We start from the raw sequence: 17845 nt of genomic DNA, 5'->3' as shown, positions 1-17845 counted from the left end.
CTTCCACGCCGACATGCATCCCGGCAATCTGTTCATCGACCCCGAGGGGCGGCTGGTGGCGGTGGATTGCGGCATTATGGGCCGGCTCGGCCACAAGGAGCGGCGCTTCCTCGCGGAAATCCTGTTCGGCTTCATCACCCGCGACTGGCTGCGCACCGCGCAGGTGCATTTCGAGGCCGGCTACGTGCCGCCGCACCATTCGGTGGAGGATTTCGCCCAGGCAATCCGCGCCATTGGCGAGCCGATCTATTCGCGCCGCGCCGACCAGATCTCCATGGCCAAGCTGCTGACGCTGCTGTTCGAGGTCACCGCGCTGTTCGACATGCAGACGCGGCCCGAATTGCTGCTGCTGCAGAAGACCATGGTGGTGGTGGAAGGCGTCGCCCGTGGCCTCGACCCGCAGCTCGACATGTGGAAGACCGCCGAGCCGGTGGTGCGGGCGTGGATCGAGCGCAATCTCGGCCCCGCCGGGCGCATCGAGGAAGTGGCGGTCGGCATCGGTGCGGTGGGCCGCTCGCTGCAGACGCTGCCGGAACTCATCGCCCATGGCCAGCGCATCGCCGTGCAGCTCGACGCCGCCACGCGCGACGGGCTCACCCTCTCGCCCGCCAGCACCGAGGCCATCGGCCGCGCCGAGGGGAGGGGCAATCGCTGGGTGGCCGGCGCGCTGTGGCGATCGCCGCGCTGCTGCTGGCGCAGATGCTGTTCTGAGGGGCGATTCAGCTGAATTGCGCGTTCGGGTATGTGCAACTTAAGAGTGCGCACCGTGCCATAATGGTGTAATCTTACTCCCCGCAACCTTTGCGGGGAGAGAGACCATGCGTGCCCTCACCATGCTGTGCCTCGCCGGAGCGGTCGGCCTTGCCACCGCCGCCGCGCAATATGCCTACAGCCAGTCGCCCTATGTGCCGGCGGCGCAGTTCTGCGCCAATGGCACCAGCGCGCCCTGCGCGATCATCCCGGCCTATATCGGCCCGGACCCGATGCTCGCGAACGCCGTCGGCTATAACGGAATCATCACGGCACCGCCGACCAGCGCCGCCCAGGATTCCCAGACGCCGTTCGACAACATGTCGTGGCAGAGCTTCGTCGGGCTGAACTGGATTTCGGGTACCGAATCCGCCCCCGCGGCCACCGGCCTCACCGCCGGCGGCGCGCGCGTGTGGCAGACTTGGGCGAAAGTGAATCAGGTGTTCGGCAATTCGCCGGTGCAAGCCTCCTGCGCCAACCCGTCGGGCCTGCCTGTGATTTCCATCGGCAGCGACGGCAAGGGCAACCCTTCGCAGAAGAACGACGACTATTACCAGGCCTCCACCGATGTGCCGCTGATCGACATCAACGGCAATTGGACGCTCTATGAGCGGCGGCTCAACGTCACCGAGATCGCCTATCTCGCCGCGCCCGGCGGCAACCCGCTCAACACGCTGCTCACCGTGGCCGGCCAGAACCGTTTCGTCGCCGGCGGCAACACGGTCGCCTTCGCCGCCTCTTCCACCGACCCGCAGGGCGCGCGCGGCTCCATGGAGCTGAAGATCGCCTGGCGCATCCTTGGATCGAATGACGGACGCCAGCCGCTACATCACCCAGAACGTGCTGCTGACAGTGGCGCCGGACCTGGTAAGCAACACCCAGCCGATCTGCGCCAATGTGACGGTCGGCATGGTCGGCATGCACATCATCCAGCGCAACCCCGCCTACGCCACGAACGCCGCCCTGCTGCCGGAATGGATCTGGTCGACCTTCGAGCATGTCGACAATGCGCCAATGGCACAGGCGGCCTGCGACCCGGCCGATCCGGTCGGCTGCGTGAACCTCAATCAGCCCTCCTGTGGCGCGGCAGCGACAGGAAGCGGGGTCGCGTCCTATTTCGTGCCGTCCACCAGCGCGGCGACCAACGTTTCTCCCACAAAGTCGTCCACCCTGCCGAACTTCGTCTGGAACCCGGCACAGCCCTACGCCAAGGGCTATGCCCAGCCGGTGAGCGTGGGCACACGCACGCTTTATTCCGGCCCGCAGGTGGTGCGCTGCTGGCAGGTCTACAGTCTGACGGTCGCGCTCAACGCCCAATGGCAGAAGGCGCTCGCCGGTTCTCCACTGGCCAATTACCAGCTGGTCGGCACCCAATGGGGCGCCTCTATCGACGGCCGCGTCGCCCCTTACCCTAACGACGCCGTGCCCGGCCTGCTCTCCAACGCGACGCTGGAAACCTACATCCAGAACAATACCCAGCCGACCACATCCGGCGGTGTGGGCTCCTGCATCGGCTGCCATCGCGTGGCGACGCTGGTGGACGGCAAGACCCCCTCTGATTTCAGCTTCCTACCCGGCCTGGCGACGCCCACGCCGACGCGGATTCAGTTCGCGCAGTAGCCGCGCGCCCGCCGCCGGGTCCTCCTGCCGGCGGCGGGCGTTCAGCATGTTCGCGGTTGCCCTTCGGCCGAATCGGCGTTTGGCTGTATGAACGCCCGACCTCCCGCTCCGGGCCTTCGGGAAACGCCATGCTCGCCACCAAGCGCCTTCTGCTCATCATCGGCGGCGGCATCGCCGCCTATAAGAGCCTCGACCTGATCCGCCGGCTGAAGGAGCGCGGCGCGTCGGTGCGGGTGGTGATGACATCCGCCGCGCAGCATTTCATCACCCCGCTCGCCGCCGGCGCGCTTTCCCATGACACGGTGTTCACCGAGCTGTTCGACCGCGAGGCGGAGCAGGATGTCGGCCATATCCGCCTCTCGCGCGAGGCGGACCTCATCATCGTCGCCCCCGCCACCGCCGATCTCATGGCGAAGATGGCGCATGGCCTCGCCGACGACCTCGCTTCCGCCGTTCTGCTGGCGAATACCCGCCCGGTACTGCTCGCCCCGGCGATGAACCCGGCCATGTGGGCGAACCCGGCGACGCGCCGCAACGCGGCGCAACTCGCCGCCGACGGGGTGCGCTTCGTCGGGCCGAATGCCGGCGCCATGGCCGAACGCGGCGAGGACGGGGCGGGCCGCATGGCCGAGCCGCTGGAAATCGCCGCCGCCGCCGCGCGTCTGCTGGAAGGTGACGGCCCGCTCAAGGGGCGGCATGTGCTGGTGACCTCTGGCCCGACGCATGAGCCGATCGACCCGGTGCGCTACATCGCTAACCGCTCCTCCGGCAAGCAGGGCCACGCCATCGCCGCTGCCGCCGCGCAGGCGGGCGCGCGGGTGACGCTGGTGAGCGGGCCGGTGAACCTGCCGGACCCCGCCGGCGTCGATGTCCGCCGGGTGGAAAGCGCGCGCGAGATGCTGGCGGCGGTGGAAGCCGCACTGCCGGCCGATGTCGCCATCTTCGCCGCCGCCGTGGCGGACTGGCGCGCCGCGCGTGAGGCCAGCGAGAAGATGAAGAAGGATGGCGGCGCCCTGCCACCGCTGTCGCTGACCGAGAACCCGGATATCCTCGCCACCGTCGCGCAGCGGGGCGAGGGGCGCCCGGGCCTCGTCATCGGCTTCGCCGCGGAGACGCAGAATGTGGTGGCGTATGCGCAGGCCAAGCGCGCCCGCAAGGGCTGCGACTGGATCGTCGCCAATGACGTTTCCGCCCAGAGCGGCATTCCCGGCGGGGTGATGGGCGGCGACAGCAACGAAGTACACCTCATCACCGAGGCCGGGGTGGAGGCGTGGCCGCCGGCCTCCAAGAGCGAGGTCGCCGCGCGCCTCATTGCCCGAATCATCGCCGCAACCGGCCCTGAGGAGACCGCCCCGTGAGTCTCGCTGTCACCGTCCGCATCCTCCCCCATGGCGAGGGCCTGCCGCTGCCCGCCTATGCGACGCCGGGCGCCGCCGGGCTCGATCTGATGGCGGCGCTGCCGGAGGGGGAGGCTCTGACCCTCGCCCCGCTCGCCCGCGCGGCGGTGCCGACCGGGCTGGCGCTGGCCTTGCCGGAAGGCTTCGAGGCGCAGGTGCGCCCGCGCTCCGGGCTGGCGCTGAAACAGGGGCTGACGGTGCTGAACGCGCCGGGCACGGTCGATTCCGACTATCGCGGCGAGGTGAAGGTGATCCTGGTCAATCTCGGCACGGAACCGGTGGTGCTGGAGCGCGGCCAGCGCATCGCGCAGATGGTGGTGGCGGCCGTCACGCGCATTAATCTGGTCGAGACCGGGAATTTCGACGAAACAACGCGCGGAGATGGTGGATTTGGCTCGACGGGGCTCGACGGCCGGCAAATATCGCGCTAGCCAAGAGCCATGCCGCGCCTCTCCGATAAAAGCCTCCTCGCCATCGCCGCCGTCGTCGACGTGGCGCTGCACGCCCGTGGCGCGCCGGTGGCGGCCAAGGCGCTTGCCGCGCGGCACGAATTGCCGCCGCGCCATCTGGAGCCGGTGCTGCAGGCCCTCGTCCATGCCGGCGTGCTCAAGGGCGTGCGCGGCCCGCGCGGGGGCTATGAACTCGCCCGCGAGCGCCGGCGCATCACCGTGGCCGAAGTGGTCCGCGTCGTCGAGGCGGAAGGGGAGGAGGCGCTGGAAGGCTTCCCGCCCATCGTCCGCGACATCGTCCAGCCGGCGGTGGCCGAGGCCGAGCGCGCCTTCGAAACGGCTCTGGAGGGGGTGACGGTGGAAGACCTCTGCCGCGCCGCCGCGCAGAACACGCTGCGCAAGGGCCTGCCGGAAGGCATCGATTTCACAATCTAGTATTGTTTAAAATTTGTTTTCTCGACTTGGCAACGTGAATATGGTAGCGCTGCCGGCGAAAGACGTCTGTTGAAGAACGTTCGTCCGAGAACAATTCGCCAATGACGGGTCGTGCCATGTGCCGGCCCGCTTGCTGGAGGCACCCATGGCCGAGACCGCTCCCACCACGACCGCCAACACCGCTGACAAGCCGGGCCGCGGGCGAGTTTATTCCTCGATCACCGAGACCATTGGCGACACGCCGCTGGTTCAGCTCAACCGGCTGCCGGCCGAGCGGGGGGTGAAGGCGCGCATTCTCGCCAAGCTCGAATTCTTCAACCCGATCGGCTCGGTCAAGGACCGCATCGGCGTCTCCATGATCGAGGCGCTGGAAGAAGCCGGCGTCATCAAGGCCGGCACGGTGCTGGTGGAGCCGACCTCGGGCAATACCGGCATCGCGCTCGCCTTCGTCGCCGCCGCGCGCGGCTACCGGCTGATCCTCGTCATGCCGGAATCCATGTCGGTGGAACGCCGCAAGATGCTGGCGCTGCTCGGTGCCGAGCTGGTGCTGACCCCGGCGGCGCAGGGAATGCGCGGCGCGGTCGCGCGGGCGGAAGAGCTGGTGAAGGAGCTGCCGGACGCCATCATTCCCCAGCAGTTCCGCAACCCGGCCAACCCGGCCATTCATCGTCGCACCACGGCGGAAGAGATCTGGAACGATACGGACGGTGCGGTCGACATCGTCATTTCCGGCGTCGGCACCGGCGGCACCATTACCGGCCTCGGCCAAGTGCTCAAGCCCCGCAAGCCCGGCCTGCGCATGGTGGCGGTCGAGCCCGAGGACAGCCCGGTGCTCTCGGGCGGCCAGCCCGGCCCGCACAAGATCCAGGGCATCGGCGCCGGCTTCGTGCCGGACGTGCTGGACCGCTCGGTCATCGACGAGGTGGTGACCGTCGGCAACCAGACCGCCTTCGAGACCGCCCGCGCCATCGCCCGGCTGGAAGGCATCCCGGTCGGCATCTCCTCCGGCGCGGCCATCGCGGCGGCGCTGGAAGTCGGCGCGCGGCCGGAGAATGAGGGCAAGACCATCGTGGTCATCATTCCCTCCTTCGCCGAGCGCTATCTTTCTACCGCCCTGTTCGAGGGACTTTGACCCGCCGCCACGCCTTGGCCTGTATAGGCCGCCTCCGGCCCTTCTAGAGCACACCCGGCTTCGCTAAAGTCGCGGTGATTCGATGCCCCGCCATGTGCGGGGCGTCTGCCGGAGGTCGGCACGCGGCGAGGGGGAGACGGGCGCGGATGGCGCATCCGGCCGACAACGGCGGGACGGGAGACGACTGGCGCCGCGACGTGCGGGCCGGCTCGCTTTCGCGCCCCTGGCGCCGGCAGCTGCGCCGCCTTGTCCGCCGCTCCGCGCGTCGCATGGCCGCGCTGCCCGCCGCGTCCCTTGCCCGCCTCGCGGTTCTGGCCGCTGCCACCCTTGCCGGCGGCGCGCTCGCTTTGTCCGGGGCGCGCGCCTACGCCCAGCCCGCCGACGACGGCGTGTTCGCGGTGCTGGCGGTGCAGGACCCCAGCGCGCTGATCGGCCTCGCCCTCGTGGTCGGCCTCATCGTCTTCGCCGCCACCACCGCCATCGTGCATCTGCGCTACCGCCGGCAGTCGCTGCTGCGCGAGGCGGAAGCCTATGGCGAGATCGCCCGGCTGGAAGCGCAGATCGACGAGGCGCGCGCGCTGCTGATGGCGGAGCCGCAGATCGTCGTGGTCTGGCGCGATCCCGCCGGCGAGCCGGAAATCATCGGCAATACCCCGGCCTTCACCGGCGTCATGGCGCCCGCCCGTATCCTCGCCTTCGGTTCCTGGCTGGTGCCGGCGGCAGCAACCGAGATCGAGGCGGCGGTGGACCGGCTGCGCGCGCGCGGCACGCCGCTGACCGCCACGCTGGCAACGCAGGACGGGCGCTTCGTCGAGGCGGAAGGGCGCCCGGTCGGCTCGGCCGTGGTGCTGCGCCTGCGCGACATCACCGGCGTGCGGCTGGACCAGGCGCGGCTCGAAGTCGCCTATCGCGCCCTCGACGACGAGACCACGGCGCTGCGCGCGCTGCTCGACGCGCTGCCCGCCCCCGTCTGGGTCGGCGGCGAGGACGGCAAGCTGCGCTGGAGCAACGCCGCCTATGCCCATGCGGTGGAAGCGCGCGACGGGCACGACGCGGCCGCGCGCGACCTCTGGCTGCTCGACCAGCAGAGCCGGGCCAAGGCGCAGAAGCTGCACGCGGCCAGCCTGCCGTTCAAGGCGCGCCAGCCGGTGGTGATCGCCGGCACGCGGCAGGTGCGCGACGTGCTGGAAGTGCCGGTCGGCGGCGGCGCCGCCGGCATCGCGCTCGACGCCACCGAGGCGGAAACGGTGCGGGCCGAACTCGCCCATGTCATCGGCGCGCATCGCCGCACGCTGGACCAGCTCGCCACGGCGGTTGCCATTTTCGGCAAGGACCAGCGGCTGGTGTTCCACAATGCCGCCTATGCCAGCCTGTTCGAGCTCGACGCCGCCTTTCTCGACGACCGCCCGACCGATGGCGCGGTGCTCGACCGGCTGCGCGCGGCGCGGCGCCTGCCGGAACAGGCGGATTTCCGCGTCTGGCGCGAGGATCTGCACGCCGCCTACCGCGCCATCGAGCCGCGCGAGCACTGGTGGCACCTGCCGGGCGGGCGCACGCTGCGCGTCGTCACCGCCCCGAACCCGGAAGGCGGCGTCACCTATCTGTTCGACGAGGTGACCGAGCGCCTGGCGCTGGAAAGCCGCTTCAATTCGCTCACCCGCATCCAGAGCGAGACGCTGGACGCGCTCGCCGAGGCCGTGGCGGTGTTCGGCAGCGACGGGCGGCTCGGCCTGTCCAATTCCGCCTTCCAGCGGCTCTGGCGTCTCGACAAGGCCGGGCTCGGCGCCCACCCGCATATCGACGCGGTGGCGGAGGCCTGCCGCCGCCTGACCGCCGACGGCACCGCCTGGCGCAAGCTGCGCGCCGCCGTCACCGGCATCGACGCGCGGGTGCCGACCGAATTCCGGCTGGAGCGCAGCGACGGTATCATCCTCGACGGCTCCACCCAGCCGCTGCCGGATGGCGGCACGCTGGTGACGCTGCGCGACATCACCGACAGCGTGCAGGTGGAGCGCGCGCTGGTGGAGCGCAACGAGGCGCTGGTCGCCGCCGACCACCTCAAGAGCACCTTTGTCGGCCATGTCTCCTATGAGCTGCGCTCGCCGCTGACCACCATCATCGGCTTCGCCCAGCTGCTGGACGACACCGGCATCGGCCCGCTCAATGCCAAGCAGCGCGCCTATGTGAACCACATCACCGAGAGTAGCGCGGCGCTGCTCGCCATCATCAACGACATTCTCGACCTCGCCACCATCGACGCCGGCGCGATGACGCTGGAACTCACCGATGTCGATCTGCGCGCGGCGATGGAGGCGGCGGCCGAAGGCGTGCGCGACCGCCTTGCCGAGGGCGACATCCGCCTGTCCATCGAGCTGCCGCCCGCCGCCGGCACCTTCCGCGCCGATGCCAAGCGGGTGCGGCAGGTGCTGTACAATCTGCTGTCGAATGCCGTCGGCTTCGCGCCGGAGGGCTCCACCGTCACGCTCGCCGCCGAGCGGCGCGACGACAAGGTGGTGTTCCGCGTGCGCGACATGGGCCCGGGCGTCCCGCCGGAAATCGGCGCGCGGGTGTTCGACCGCTTCGAGAGCCACACCGCCGGTTCGCGCCACCGCGGCGTTGGGCTCGGCCTTTCCATCGTGCGCTCGCTGGTGGCGCTGCATGGCGGTACGGTGAGCCTCAGCGCGGCGCCGGGCGGGGGCACGCTGGTGACCTGCATCTTCCCGCGCGCGGCGGATGCCGGCCGGGACGCGGCGGAGTAGGGCGATGATCGACAGCCGCAACACGGGCGCCGTCCCCACCTCGCCGGTGGCGCATTGGGACGTGGTGCTGCCGGACGAGACCGCCACCAGCCGCCTCGCCATGGACCTCGCCGCGCTGCTGCGGCCGGGCGATCTGGTGACGCTGGGCGGCGATCTCGGCGCCGGCAAGACCACGCTGGCGCGGGCGATCATCCGCGAACTGGCGGGCGACCCGAACCTCGAAGTGCCGAGCCCGACCTTCACCCTGCTGCAGGCCTATGACCTGCCGCGCCACCGTGTGGTGCATGCCGACCTCTACCGGCTCGGCGATTCCTCCGAGCTCGACGAGCTCGGCTGGAGCGAGCAGACCGACGGGGCGGTGACGCTGGTGGAATGGGCCGAGCGCGCGGAAGGCGCCGTGCTGCGGCCCGACCGGATGGAAGTCCACATCACCCTGCCCACCGAGGGCGCGGAGAAGATGCGCCGGGTGCGCCTGCTCGGCTATGGCCGCATGGCGGGGGCGCTCTACCGCATGAAGGCGATCCGGGCGCTGATCGACCAGGTCGGCTTCGGCCCGGCGCAGCGCCGCTTTCTACAGGGGGACGCCTCCGCCCGCTCCTATGAGCGGCTGATCGGCGCCAAGCGCAACGCCGTGCTGATGAATTCCCCGCGCCGGCCCGATGGCCCGCCGGTGCATAATGGCAAGCCCTACAGCGCCATCGCCCATCTCGCCGAGGACGTGAAGCCCTTTGTCGCCATGGCGCGGGCGCTCAGGGCGCGCGGCTTCTCCGCACCCGCGATCTATGGCGGCGATCTCGATGCCGGGCTTTTGGTGATCGAGGATCTCGGCCATGAGGGCGTGCTCGACGGCACCCCGCCCGCCCCGGTGCCGGAGCGCTACGAGCTGGCGGTGGACGTGCTGGCGGCGCTGCACGCGCAGGACCTGCCTTCCACCGTCGCCGTCACCACCGGGCTCGACCACCACATTCCGCCCTATGACATCGAGGCGCTGCTGATCGAGGTCGAATTGCTGCTCGACTGGTACCTGCCGCATTCCGGCGGAAGGCTGTCGCCCGATGCCCGCCGCTCGTTCCGCCAGCTATGGACGGCGGCGCTGGCACCGTCGCTGGCGCAGAAGCCGGTATGGGTGCTGCGCGACTACCATTCGCCGAACCTGATGTGGCTGCCCCAGCGCACCGGGCTGGCGCGGGTCGGGCTGCTGGATTTCCAGGACGCGGTGATGGGTCCGCCGGCCTATGATGTCGTCTCGCTGGCGCAGGACGCGCGGGTCGACGTGCCCGAAGCGCTCGAACTCGCGCTGCTCTCGCGCTATGTGAAGGCGCGGCGCACCGCCGATCCCACCTTCGACACCAAGGGCTTCGCCGCCTCCTATGCGGTGATGGGGGCGCAGCGCGCCACCAAGATTCTCGGCATCTTCACCCGGCTGAACCAGCGCGACCGCAAGCCGGTCTATCTCAAGCACCTGCCGCGCATCTGGAACTATCTGGAACGCTGCCTGTCCTTCCCCGAGCTGGGCGGGCTGGCGAGCTGGTACAAGGACCATGTGACCGCGCCCGGCGCCTCGCGGCTGCCGCCCGGCGTGCGCCCGGCGGTGTTCCCGGTCGCCAAACCGGCGACGGCTGCGCCCGCTTCCACCCCGCCGAATGAGTCCGGCCGTTCATGACCGACATCACCACCGCCATGGTGCTCGCCGCCGGCCTCGGCACGCGCATGCGCCCGATCACCGACCGCCTGCCCAAGCCGATGGTCGAGGTCGGCGGGCGGGCGATGATCGACTTCGCGCTGGACAGCCTGGCGGACGCCGGCGTCACCACCGCCGTGGTCAATCTCCACGCCCATGCCGACCTGCTGGAGCGCCATCTGCAAGGGCGCACCCGTCCGCGCATCGTGCTGTCCGACGAGCGCGGCGAACTGCTGGAGACCGGAGGCGGCATCGCCCGGGCGCTGCCGTTGCTGGGTGACGCGCCTTTCTTCGTGATGAACGCCGACACGGTGTGGATCGAGGGCATCCGCCCCAATCTGCGCAGTCTCGCCAACCGCTTCGACGCGCGGGAGATGGACATCTGCCTGCTGCTCGCCCCGGCGGCGACCTCCATCGGCTATGACGGGCGCGGCGATTTCCTCATGGACGGTCTCGGCCGGCTCACCCCGCGCCCGGAGCGACTCACCGTGCCTTTCGTCTATGCTGGCGCGGCGGTGGTGGCGCCGGCCCTGTTCGAGGACGCGCCGCAGGGGGCATTCTCGCTGAACCGGCTGTTCCGCCGCGCCGCCGAGGCCGGCCGGCTGTTCGGCCAGCGCATGGAAGGGGTGTGGATGCATGTCGGCACGCCGGAAGCCATCGCCGAGGCCGAAGAGGCCATTGCCCGTTCCAAGGACTGAGGGCATGGCGGCCGCCCGAGGCGCGCGCTTATGAGCACGGACGCGCCGCGCCGCCATCCCCGGCTGTTCTCGATTCCCTCCTCCGCGCCCTTCGTCGCGGTGCTGGCCGACGCGTTGCTCGACGGCGTGCTGGTGGAGGGCTTCGCCCCGCGCGGCGATCCGCTGCGCCTTGCCACCGCCACCGTGTATCTGCCGACCCGCCGCGCCGGGCGTCTGCTGGCCGAGGCGCTGCGCCAGCGCATGGGAGCGGGGGTGACGTTGCTGCCGCGCATCGTGCCGGTCGGCGATGTCGACGAGGACGCGCTGGCCTTCGCCGAGACCTTCACCGATCCGCCGCGCGCCGTGCCGCCGACCACCCGCCGGCTGGCGCTGGCGAGCCTGATCCGGCTGTGGCGGCGGACGCTGGCCGGCGATGACGGGCGCACCGCCGTCGCCGCCGGTCCGGGGGCGGAATTCGCCCTTGCCGACGAACTGGCGCGGCTGATCGACGAGATGGCGGCGCAGGAAGTGCCGTGGGAGCGGCTGGACACGCTGGTGCCCGGCGAACACGACCGCTACTGGGACATGGCGCTGGACTTCCTCAAGATCGCCCGCGCCTTCTGGCCCAGCTTCCTGGAGGAGCAGGGGCAGGTGGACGCGGCGGTGCGGCGCGACCAGCTGATCGCCGCCGAGGCGGCGCGGCTGGCGAACACGCCCGAGGGCGGCCCGGTCATCGCCGCCGGCTCCACCGGCTCGATGCCCGCCACCGCGCGGCTGCTGGCGACGGTGGCGCATCTGCCGCGCGGTGCCGTGGTGCTGCCGGGGCTGGATTTCACGCTCGATGAGCCCTCCTGGGCGGGGCTGACGGATGAGGAGACCAGCGCCCCGAGCCACCCGCAATATGGCCTCGCTCTGTTGCTGAAGCGCCATATGCGCGTGCCGCGCGACGCGGTGCGCGAGCTGGCGCCGTCCGCCGCGCATGGGCGCGAGTCTCTTCTGTCCGAGGCGCTGCGCCCCGTCGCCTCCACCGAGCAATGGGCGAGCCTTTCCGACCGGCTCGGCCCCGCCGCCATCGACGCCGCGCTCGCCGAGGTCAGCGTGATCGAGGCGGAGGATGCGCGCGAGGAGGCGCTCGCTATCGCCCTTGCGCTGCGCGAGGTGCTGGAAGTGCCGGGGCGTACCGGCGCGCTCATCACCCCCGACCGCGACCTCGCCCGGCGTGTAGCGGCGGAATTGCTGCGCTTCGAGGTCGCCATCGACGATTCCGCCGGCGAGCCCTTGTCGGAAAGCGGGCCGGGCCGCTTCGCCCGGCTGGTGGCGGATGCCTGCCGCGACGCGCTGGCGCCGCTGCCGCTCTCCGCCCTGCTGCGTCACCCGCTCGCCCGCTTCGGGCTGGAGCGCGCCACGCTCAATGCCGGCGCCGACGCGCTGGAGATGATGGTGCTGCGCGGCCCGCGCCCGGCCGCCGGCGCCTCCGGGCTGACCGAGGCGGTGGCCGGGTTCAGCCCGGCCGATTTCCACCCGCGCGACCCCCGCGCCCGGCTGGGCGAGGAACGCCGCACGCTGGCCGAGGCGCTGGCGGACCGCCTCGCCGCCGCCCTCGCGCCGCTGCTGGCGCTGGGGGAGGGGGAGCACCCCTTCGCCGCCCTGCTGGAGGCGCATCGCGCCGCCATTGCCGCCGCGTGGAACGGACCTGACGCCACAGGTCCGGAGATCGACTCGCCCGCCGAGGCGACGGCCTTGGCTGAACTCGCCCGCGCCTTCGAGGCGCTGGCGGAGGGCGCCGCCCATGCGCCTGATATGACGCTGGCGGATTATGCCGCCGCGCTGGTGCTGCTGCTCTCGAGCCAGCCGGTGCGTCCGCCGCTGGTGCCCGGCGCGCGGCTGCGCATTCTCGGGCCGCTGGAAGCCCGCCTCGTCGGCGTCGACCGCGTGGTGCTGGCCGGGCTGGTCGAGGGCACCTGGCCGAACGCGGTGCGCGCCGACCCCTGGCTCAGCCGGCCGATGCGCGCCGCTTTGGGGCTGGAAGCGCCGGAGCGGCGCATCGGCCTTTCCGCCCATGACTTCGCCCAGGGCTGCGGCGCGCCGGAACTGGTGCTGTCCTATCCGCGCAAGCTCGGCGGGGCGCCGACCGTGCCCTCGCGCTTCTTGCAGCGACTCGCGGCGGTGAGCGGGGAGGCGCGCTGGAAGGCGGCCATCGCCCGCGGCGACCGCTTCCGCCGCCTCGCCGGCTTCATCGAGGAGGAGCCGCCCGCCGCCCGCATCGCCCGGCCGGAGCCGGCGCCGCCGGTGGAACTGCGGCCGCGCCAGCTCAGCGTCACCGAGATCGAGACCTGGCTGCGCGACCCCTACACCATCTATGCCCGCCATGTTCTTGGCCTCGCCCCGCTCGACGGGCTCGACGAGGCGCCGGGGGCGGGGGAGCGCGGCAGCGCCATACATGACGCGCTCGGCACCTTCGCGCAGGCGTTCCCGGAGGCGCTGCCCGAGCCGGCGGAAGCGGCGCTGCTCGCCTTCGGCCGGCGCGCTTTCGCCCCGCTGGAGCGCTTCCCCGCCGAGCATGCTTTGTGGTGGGCGCGTTTCGAGCGGCTGGTGCCGCGCCTCATCGGCTGGGAGCGCGCCCGGCGCACACGGACCCGGCGGGTCTTCGCGGAGAAATATGGGCGGCTGGCACTCGCCGGCGGGCGCTTCACCCTCACCGGCCGCGCCGACCGTATCGAGCAGCTCAGCGACGGCGGGCTGGCGATCCTCGACTTCAAGACCGGCGCGGTGCCGACCGCCAAGCAGACGGCGGTGCATTATTCCCCGCAGCTGCCGCTGGAAGCGGCGATGGCGGCGGCCGGCTGCTTCCCCGACGTGCCGGGCGAGGAGGCGGCTGGGCTCGCCTATGTCCGCCTCGGCACAGCCGAGGTGAAGGAGGTGAACGCGGTGGACAAGGACAGCACCGCCGCCGGCCTCGCGAGCGACACGCTGGCGCGGCTGCAGACCCTGATCGCCGCCTTCGAGAATCCCTCGCGCGGCTACGCCTCGCTGGCGCGGCCGATGTTCGGCGGGCGCTATGGCGATTACGACCATCTGGCGCGGGCCAAGGAATGGTCCACCGGCGGGGAGGGCGAGGAATGAGCGACATCACCGACCTCGCCCCCGGCGCGCTGCGGGCGGCCACCGTGCTGCAGACCTCCGCCTCCGACCCCATGCTGTCGGCCTGGGTGTCGGCCAATGCCGGCTCCGGCAAGACCCATGTGCTGGCGCGGCGGGTGATCCGCCTGCTGATGCGGGGCGTGAAGCCTGGGCGCATTCTCTGTCTCACCTATACCAAGGCGGCGGCGGCCAACATGGCCAACCGCGTGCTCGGCGAACTGCGGCGCTGGACGACGCTGGACGATGAAGCGCTCGACGCCGAGATCGTCCGCACCGATGGCGGCGAGCCCGGCCCGCTGCGGCGGGCGCAGGCGCGGCGGCTGTTCGCGCAGGCGCTGGAAACGCCGGGCGGGCTGAAGATCCAGACCATCCACGCCTTCTGCGGCGCGCTGCTGCACGCCTTCCCGTTCGAGGCCGGCGTGCCCGCCGGCTTCGGCGAGCTGGAGGAAGCGGCGCGGCTGGAGTTGCTGGCCCGGGTGCGGGCGGAGGTGGTGCTGCAAGCCGCCGGCGCCCCGGCGAGTGACCTCGGCCAAGCGCTGGCGCTGATCGTCGGCCAGACCTCCGATGCCGGCATCAATGATCTGCTGAAGGAGCTTGTGGCGGATGCCCCGGCACTGGCCGCCAGCGAGGACGACCTCGCCCGCGCCGTCGGGCTCGACGCGCCGGTCGCTTCCGTCGACATCGAGCGGGCGATCATCGAGGCGGCGCTGATCCCGCCCGGGGCGTGGCTGGGGCTGGCGGAGGCGCTGCTGCTGGAAGGCGGCAATTGCGCCAAGCGCGGGCAGGCGTTGCGCGCCGCCGTGCTGGCGCCGCCGGAGGCGGTGGCGGAGACCTATGCCGGCGTGTTCCTGAAGGAGGATGGCGAACCTTATTCCGACGGCCAGTTCGGCAACGCGGCGGCGCGGGCGAAGTACCCGCAGCTGATCGCCGAGCGCGACCGTATCGCCCCGCTGGCGCGCCAGCTGACGGCGGCCCGCGCCTTCGAGCGTAGCCGGGCGGTGCTGATCCTCGGGCGCGAGGCGGCGCGGCGCTATGAGCGCGCGAAGGCGGCGCGCGGCGTGCTCGACTTCGCCGATCTCGTCAACGCCGCCCGCCGGCTGCTGGCCTCCGGCGCCTCGGCCTGGGTGCACTACAAGCTCGACCAGGGCATCGACCATGTGCTGCTCGACGAAGCGCAGGACACCAGCCCGGAGCAATGGGAGGTGATCCGCCCGCTGGTGGCGGAGTTCTTCGCCGGCGAGGGCGCGCGCGAGGACCGCCAGCTGCCGCGCACGCTGTTCGTCGTCGGCGACGAGAAGCAGTCGATCTTCTCCTTCCAGGGCGCCGATCCGCGCCGCTTCGACACGGTGCGGCGCGAATTCGAGGCGGCGGGCGGTGCCGGCTTCGTGCATGTGGAGCTGCAGCACTCCTTCCGCTCGGCGCCGGGCATTCTTGAAGCGGTGGACGCGGTGTTCGGCCGCGAGGCCTCCTATCGCGGCCTTTCCGCCGAGGCCAAGCCCCCGGTGCATGCGCCGATCCACGCCGCGCTGCCGGCGCTGGTGGAGATGTGGGAGCCGGAAGCGCCGAGCGAGAAGGTGGATGTCGACGCCTGGCAGCGCCCGCTCGACGCGCCCGGCGCCGACGATCCCAAGGGACGGCTGGCGAAGAAGATCGCCGCCCATATCGCCGCCCGCATCCGCGAAGGCTTTCCCGTCACCGGCCGGCACGGCACGCGCCCGGCGCGGCCGGGCGATTTCCTCATTCTGGTGCGCCGGCGCGACGGGCTGTTCACTTCCATCATCCGCGAGCTGAAGCAGGCGCGGGTGGAGGTGGCCGGCGCCGACCGTCTGGTGGTGGCCGAGCATATCGCGGTCATGGACCTGATGGCGCTGGGCGATGCGCTGCTCGCCCGCGACGACGAGCTGGCGCTGGCCAGCGTGCTGAAAAGCCCGCTTTTCGGCTTTGACGACAATGACCTCATGAAGCTGGCGCCCGGCCGCGCCGGGCTGCTGGAAGATGTGCTGGCGGCCCGCGCGCTTGAGAACCCGACATGGCGCGCCGCCGCCGACAGGATCGCGCGGCTGCGCGACGAGGCGCGGCGCTTGCGGCCGTTCGATTTCTACACCCGCGTGCTCGGGCGCGAGCGCGGCCGCGCCGCCATGCTCGCCCGGCTGGGGCCGGAGGCGGCGGACGCGCTCGACGAGATGCTGGCGCTGGCGCGGTCCTATGAGAGCCTTGAGGCGCCCTCGCTCGCCGGCTTCCTGGCCTTTCTGCGGCGCGGCGGCGCCGAGGCCAAGCGCGACATGGAAGCCGGGCGCGACGAGGTGCGGGTGATGACCGTGCACGGCGCCAAGGGGCTGGAAGCGCCCTATGTGCTCCTCGCCGACACCACCTCCGGGCCGATGACCCGCCGCAGCGCCGGGCTGCTGCGCGTCGAATTGCCGGACGGGCGCCGGGTGGCGCTGCACGCCCCGGCGAAGAAGGGCGACACATCCGCCATGGCCGCCGCCCGCCAGCGCGGCGACGACGCCCAGCAAGACGAATATCGCCGCCTGCTCTATGTCGCGCTGACCCGCGCCGAAACCGCGCTGGTGCTGTGCGGGGCGGATGGCGCCCGCCAGCGCCCGGCCGATTGCTGGTACGATCTCGTGCGCTCCGCGCTGGAGCCGGAGGCTTTGGAAGTCCCCGCCAGTGGCTTTGCCGGCACGGTGCTGCGCTGGCGCGCCGGCGCGGCGGACGCCCCGCTGCCGCCGCTGCCCGCCGCTGCGCCGCCCGCCGGTGCCACCGAGGAGCGCGCTCTGGCGCGGGCGCTGGCCCGGCCGGTGCGCGAGGCGCTGGCACCGGCGAGCCTTCGTCCCTCCGGCGCCGATGTCTTCGGCCCTACGCCCACCGGCGATGCCGCCCGCGCGCTGGAACGCGGCGACCTGCTGCACCGGCTGATGGCGGCGCTGGCGCCGCTGCCCGAAGCTGGGCGGCCCGAGCCCGGCCGCCGCCTGCTGGCGTCGAGCACCGACTGGCCGGAGGCCGCGCGCGAGGAACTGCTCGCCGAGGCGCTGGCGACGCTCGCACTGCCGGAACTCAGCCCCCTGTTCGCGCCCGGCAGCCTCGGCGAGGTGCCGCTCGCCGGTGAACTGGAGGACGGTACCCCGGTTTCCGGCCGCATCGACCGGCTAAGCGTCATCGACGGCGCGGTGCTGATCGCCGACTTCAAGACCGACCGGCATGTGCCGCGCGTGGCAGCAGCCATGCCGCCGGCGCATATCCGCCAGGTCGCGCTCTATGCGCGACTCATCGCCAAGCTATTCCCAGGCAAGCCTGTGCGGGCATTGCTGGTCTATACCTCCGGCCCTCTCGTGCATGCGCTCGACGGCGCGGCGCTGGAGCGGGCGGTGGAAAGAGTCACGTTGGGGTGACGCTGCCTTGACGCATGGGGGGGCGGCTACCTACCTTCCTGTCAACTTTGTGGAAATCCACGATTCTAGAAAGGTGTCCAAATGGGCGTCGAAAAAGTATCGGACCAGAATTTCGAGTCCGAGGTGCTGAAGTCCTCCTCTCCCGTCATCGTCGATTTCTGGGCGGAATGGTGCGGCCCGTGCCGCATGGTGGCCCCGGTGCTCGACGAGATGGCGAGCGAGCTCGGCGACAAGGTGAAGATCGTCAAGCTGAACGTCGACGAGAACCCGGCGACGGCGTCGAAGTACGGCATCATGTCGATCCCGACCCTGCTGCTGTTCAAGGACGGCCAGCTGGCTTCGCGCCAGGTCGGCGCGGCGCCGAAGGCGAAGATGCTGAGCTGGGTCGGCGGCGCGCTCTGATCGCCTGACC

General features: G+C 71.5%; 12 protein-coding genes. All 12 read left to right on the top strand.

Annotation, left to right across the window (positions count from 1 at the left end; all coding sequences use genetic code 11):
- Positions 1–727 (top strand): AarF/UbiB family protein (locus ACP2AH_RS09330; RefSeq protein WP_425105549.1); only part of this gene is annotated, 727 nt, incomplete at its 5' end.
- Between the two features lie 830 nt (positions 728–1557).
- Positions 1558–2370 (top strand): hypothetical protein, encoded by an 813-nt coding sequence (locus ACP2AH_RS09325; RefSeq protein WP_425105548.1) that lies wholly within the window; start codon positions 1558–1560, stop codon positions 2368–2370.
- Positions 2371–2498: 128 nt separating this feature from the next.
- The gene (gene coaBC / locus ACP2AH_RS09320) at positions 2499–3728 is read left to right on the top strand and encodes a bifunctional phosphopantothenoylcysteine decarboxylase/phosphopantothenate--cysteine ligase CoaBC (protein WP_425105547.1); all 1230 of its coding nucleotides are present in this window, start codon (positions 2499–2501) and stop codon (positions 3726–3728) included.
- A complete protein-coding gene (gene dut / locus ACP2AH_RS09315) occupies positions 3725–4198 on the top strand; it encodes a dUTP diphosphatase (protein WP_425105546.1) in 474 nt (157 codons plus the stop codon). The genes coaBC and dut overlap by 4 nt, the downstream gene beginning before the upstream one ends.
- Positions 4199–4207: 9 nt before the next feature.
- A complete protein-coding gene (locus tag ACP2AH_RS09310) occupies positions 4208–4651 on the top strand; it encodes an RrF2 family transcriptional regulator (protein WP_421700026.1) in 444 nt (147 codons plus the stop codon).
- 145 nt (positions 4652–4796) lie between these two features.
- A complete protein-coding gene (gene cysK / locus ACP2AH_RS09305; protein ID WP_425105545.1) occupies positions 4797–5783 on the top strand; it encodes a cysteine synthase A in 987 nt (328 codons plus the stop codon).
- A 146-nt stretch (positions 5784–5929) separates the two neighbouring features.
- On the top strand, positions 5930–8542 hold the full coding sequence (locus ACP2AH_RS09300; RefSeq protein WP_425105544.1) for an ATP-binding protein: 2613 nt from the start codon (positions 5930–5932) through the stop codon (positions 8540–8542).
- A 4-nt stretch (positions 8543–8546) separates the two neighbouring features.
- Positions 8547–10205, top strand: coding sequence for a tRNA (adenosine(37)-N6)-threonylcarbamoyltransferase complex ATPase subunit type 1 TsaE (tsaE, locus tag ACP2AH_RS09295; protein ID WP_425105543.1), 1659 nt, complete (start codon positions 8547–8549; stop codon positions 10203–10205).
- Positions 10202–10921 carry a nucleotidyltransferase family protein gene (locus tag ACP2AH_RS09290; protein ID WP_425105542.1) on the top strand — a complete coding sequence of 240 codons (720 nt, stop codon included), beginning with the start codon at positions 10202–10204 and terminating at the stop codon, positions 10919–10921. Before tsaE ends, ACP2AH_RS09290 begins: the two co-directional genes overlap by 4 nt.
- A 30-nt stretch (positions 10922–10951) precedes the next feature.
- Positions 10952–14023: a double-strand break repair protein AddB gene (gene addB / locus ACP2AH_RS09285; protein ID WP_425105541.1), complete on the top strand. Its 3072-nt coding sequence runs from the start codon at positions 10952–10954 to the stop codon at positions 14021–14023.
- The gene (addA, locus tag ACP2AH_RS09280; RefSeq protein WP_425105540.1) at positions 14020–17433 is read left to right on the top strand and encodes a double-strand break repair helicase AddA; all 3414 of its coding nucleotides are present in this window, start codon (positions 14020–14022) and stop codon (positions 17431–17433) included. The genes addB and addA overlap by 4 nt, the downstream gene beginning before the upstream one ends.
- 81 nt (positions 17434–17514) lie before the next feature.
- Positions 17515–17835 carry a thioredoxin gene (gene trxA, locus ACP2AH_RS09275; RefSeq protein WP_425105539.1) on the top strand — a complete coding sequence of 107 codons (321 nt, stop codon included), beginning with the start codon at positions 17515–17517 and terminating at the stop codon, positions 17833–17835.
- Positions 17836–17845: the final 10 nt, after the last annotated feature.

This window comes from Ancylobacter sp., assembly GCF_965249975.1.
Lineage (GTDB): Bacteria > Pseudomonadota > Alphaproteobacteria > Rhizobiales > Xanthobacteraceae > Ancylobacter.
The sequence above is the reverse complement of the archived record's forward strand: the minus strand, read 5'-3'. Positions and strand labels throughout refer to the sequence as shown.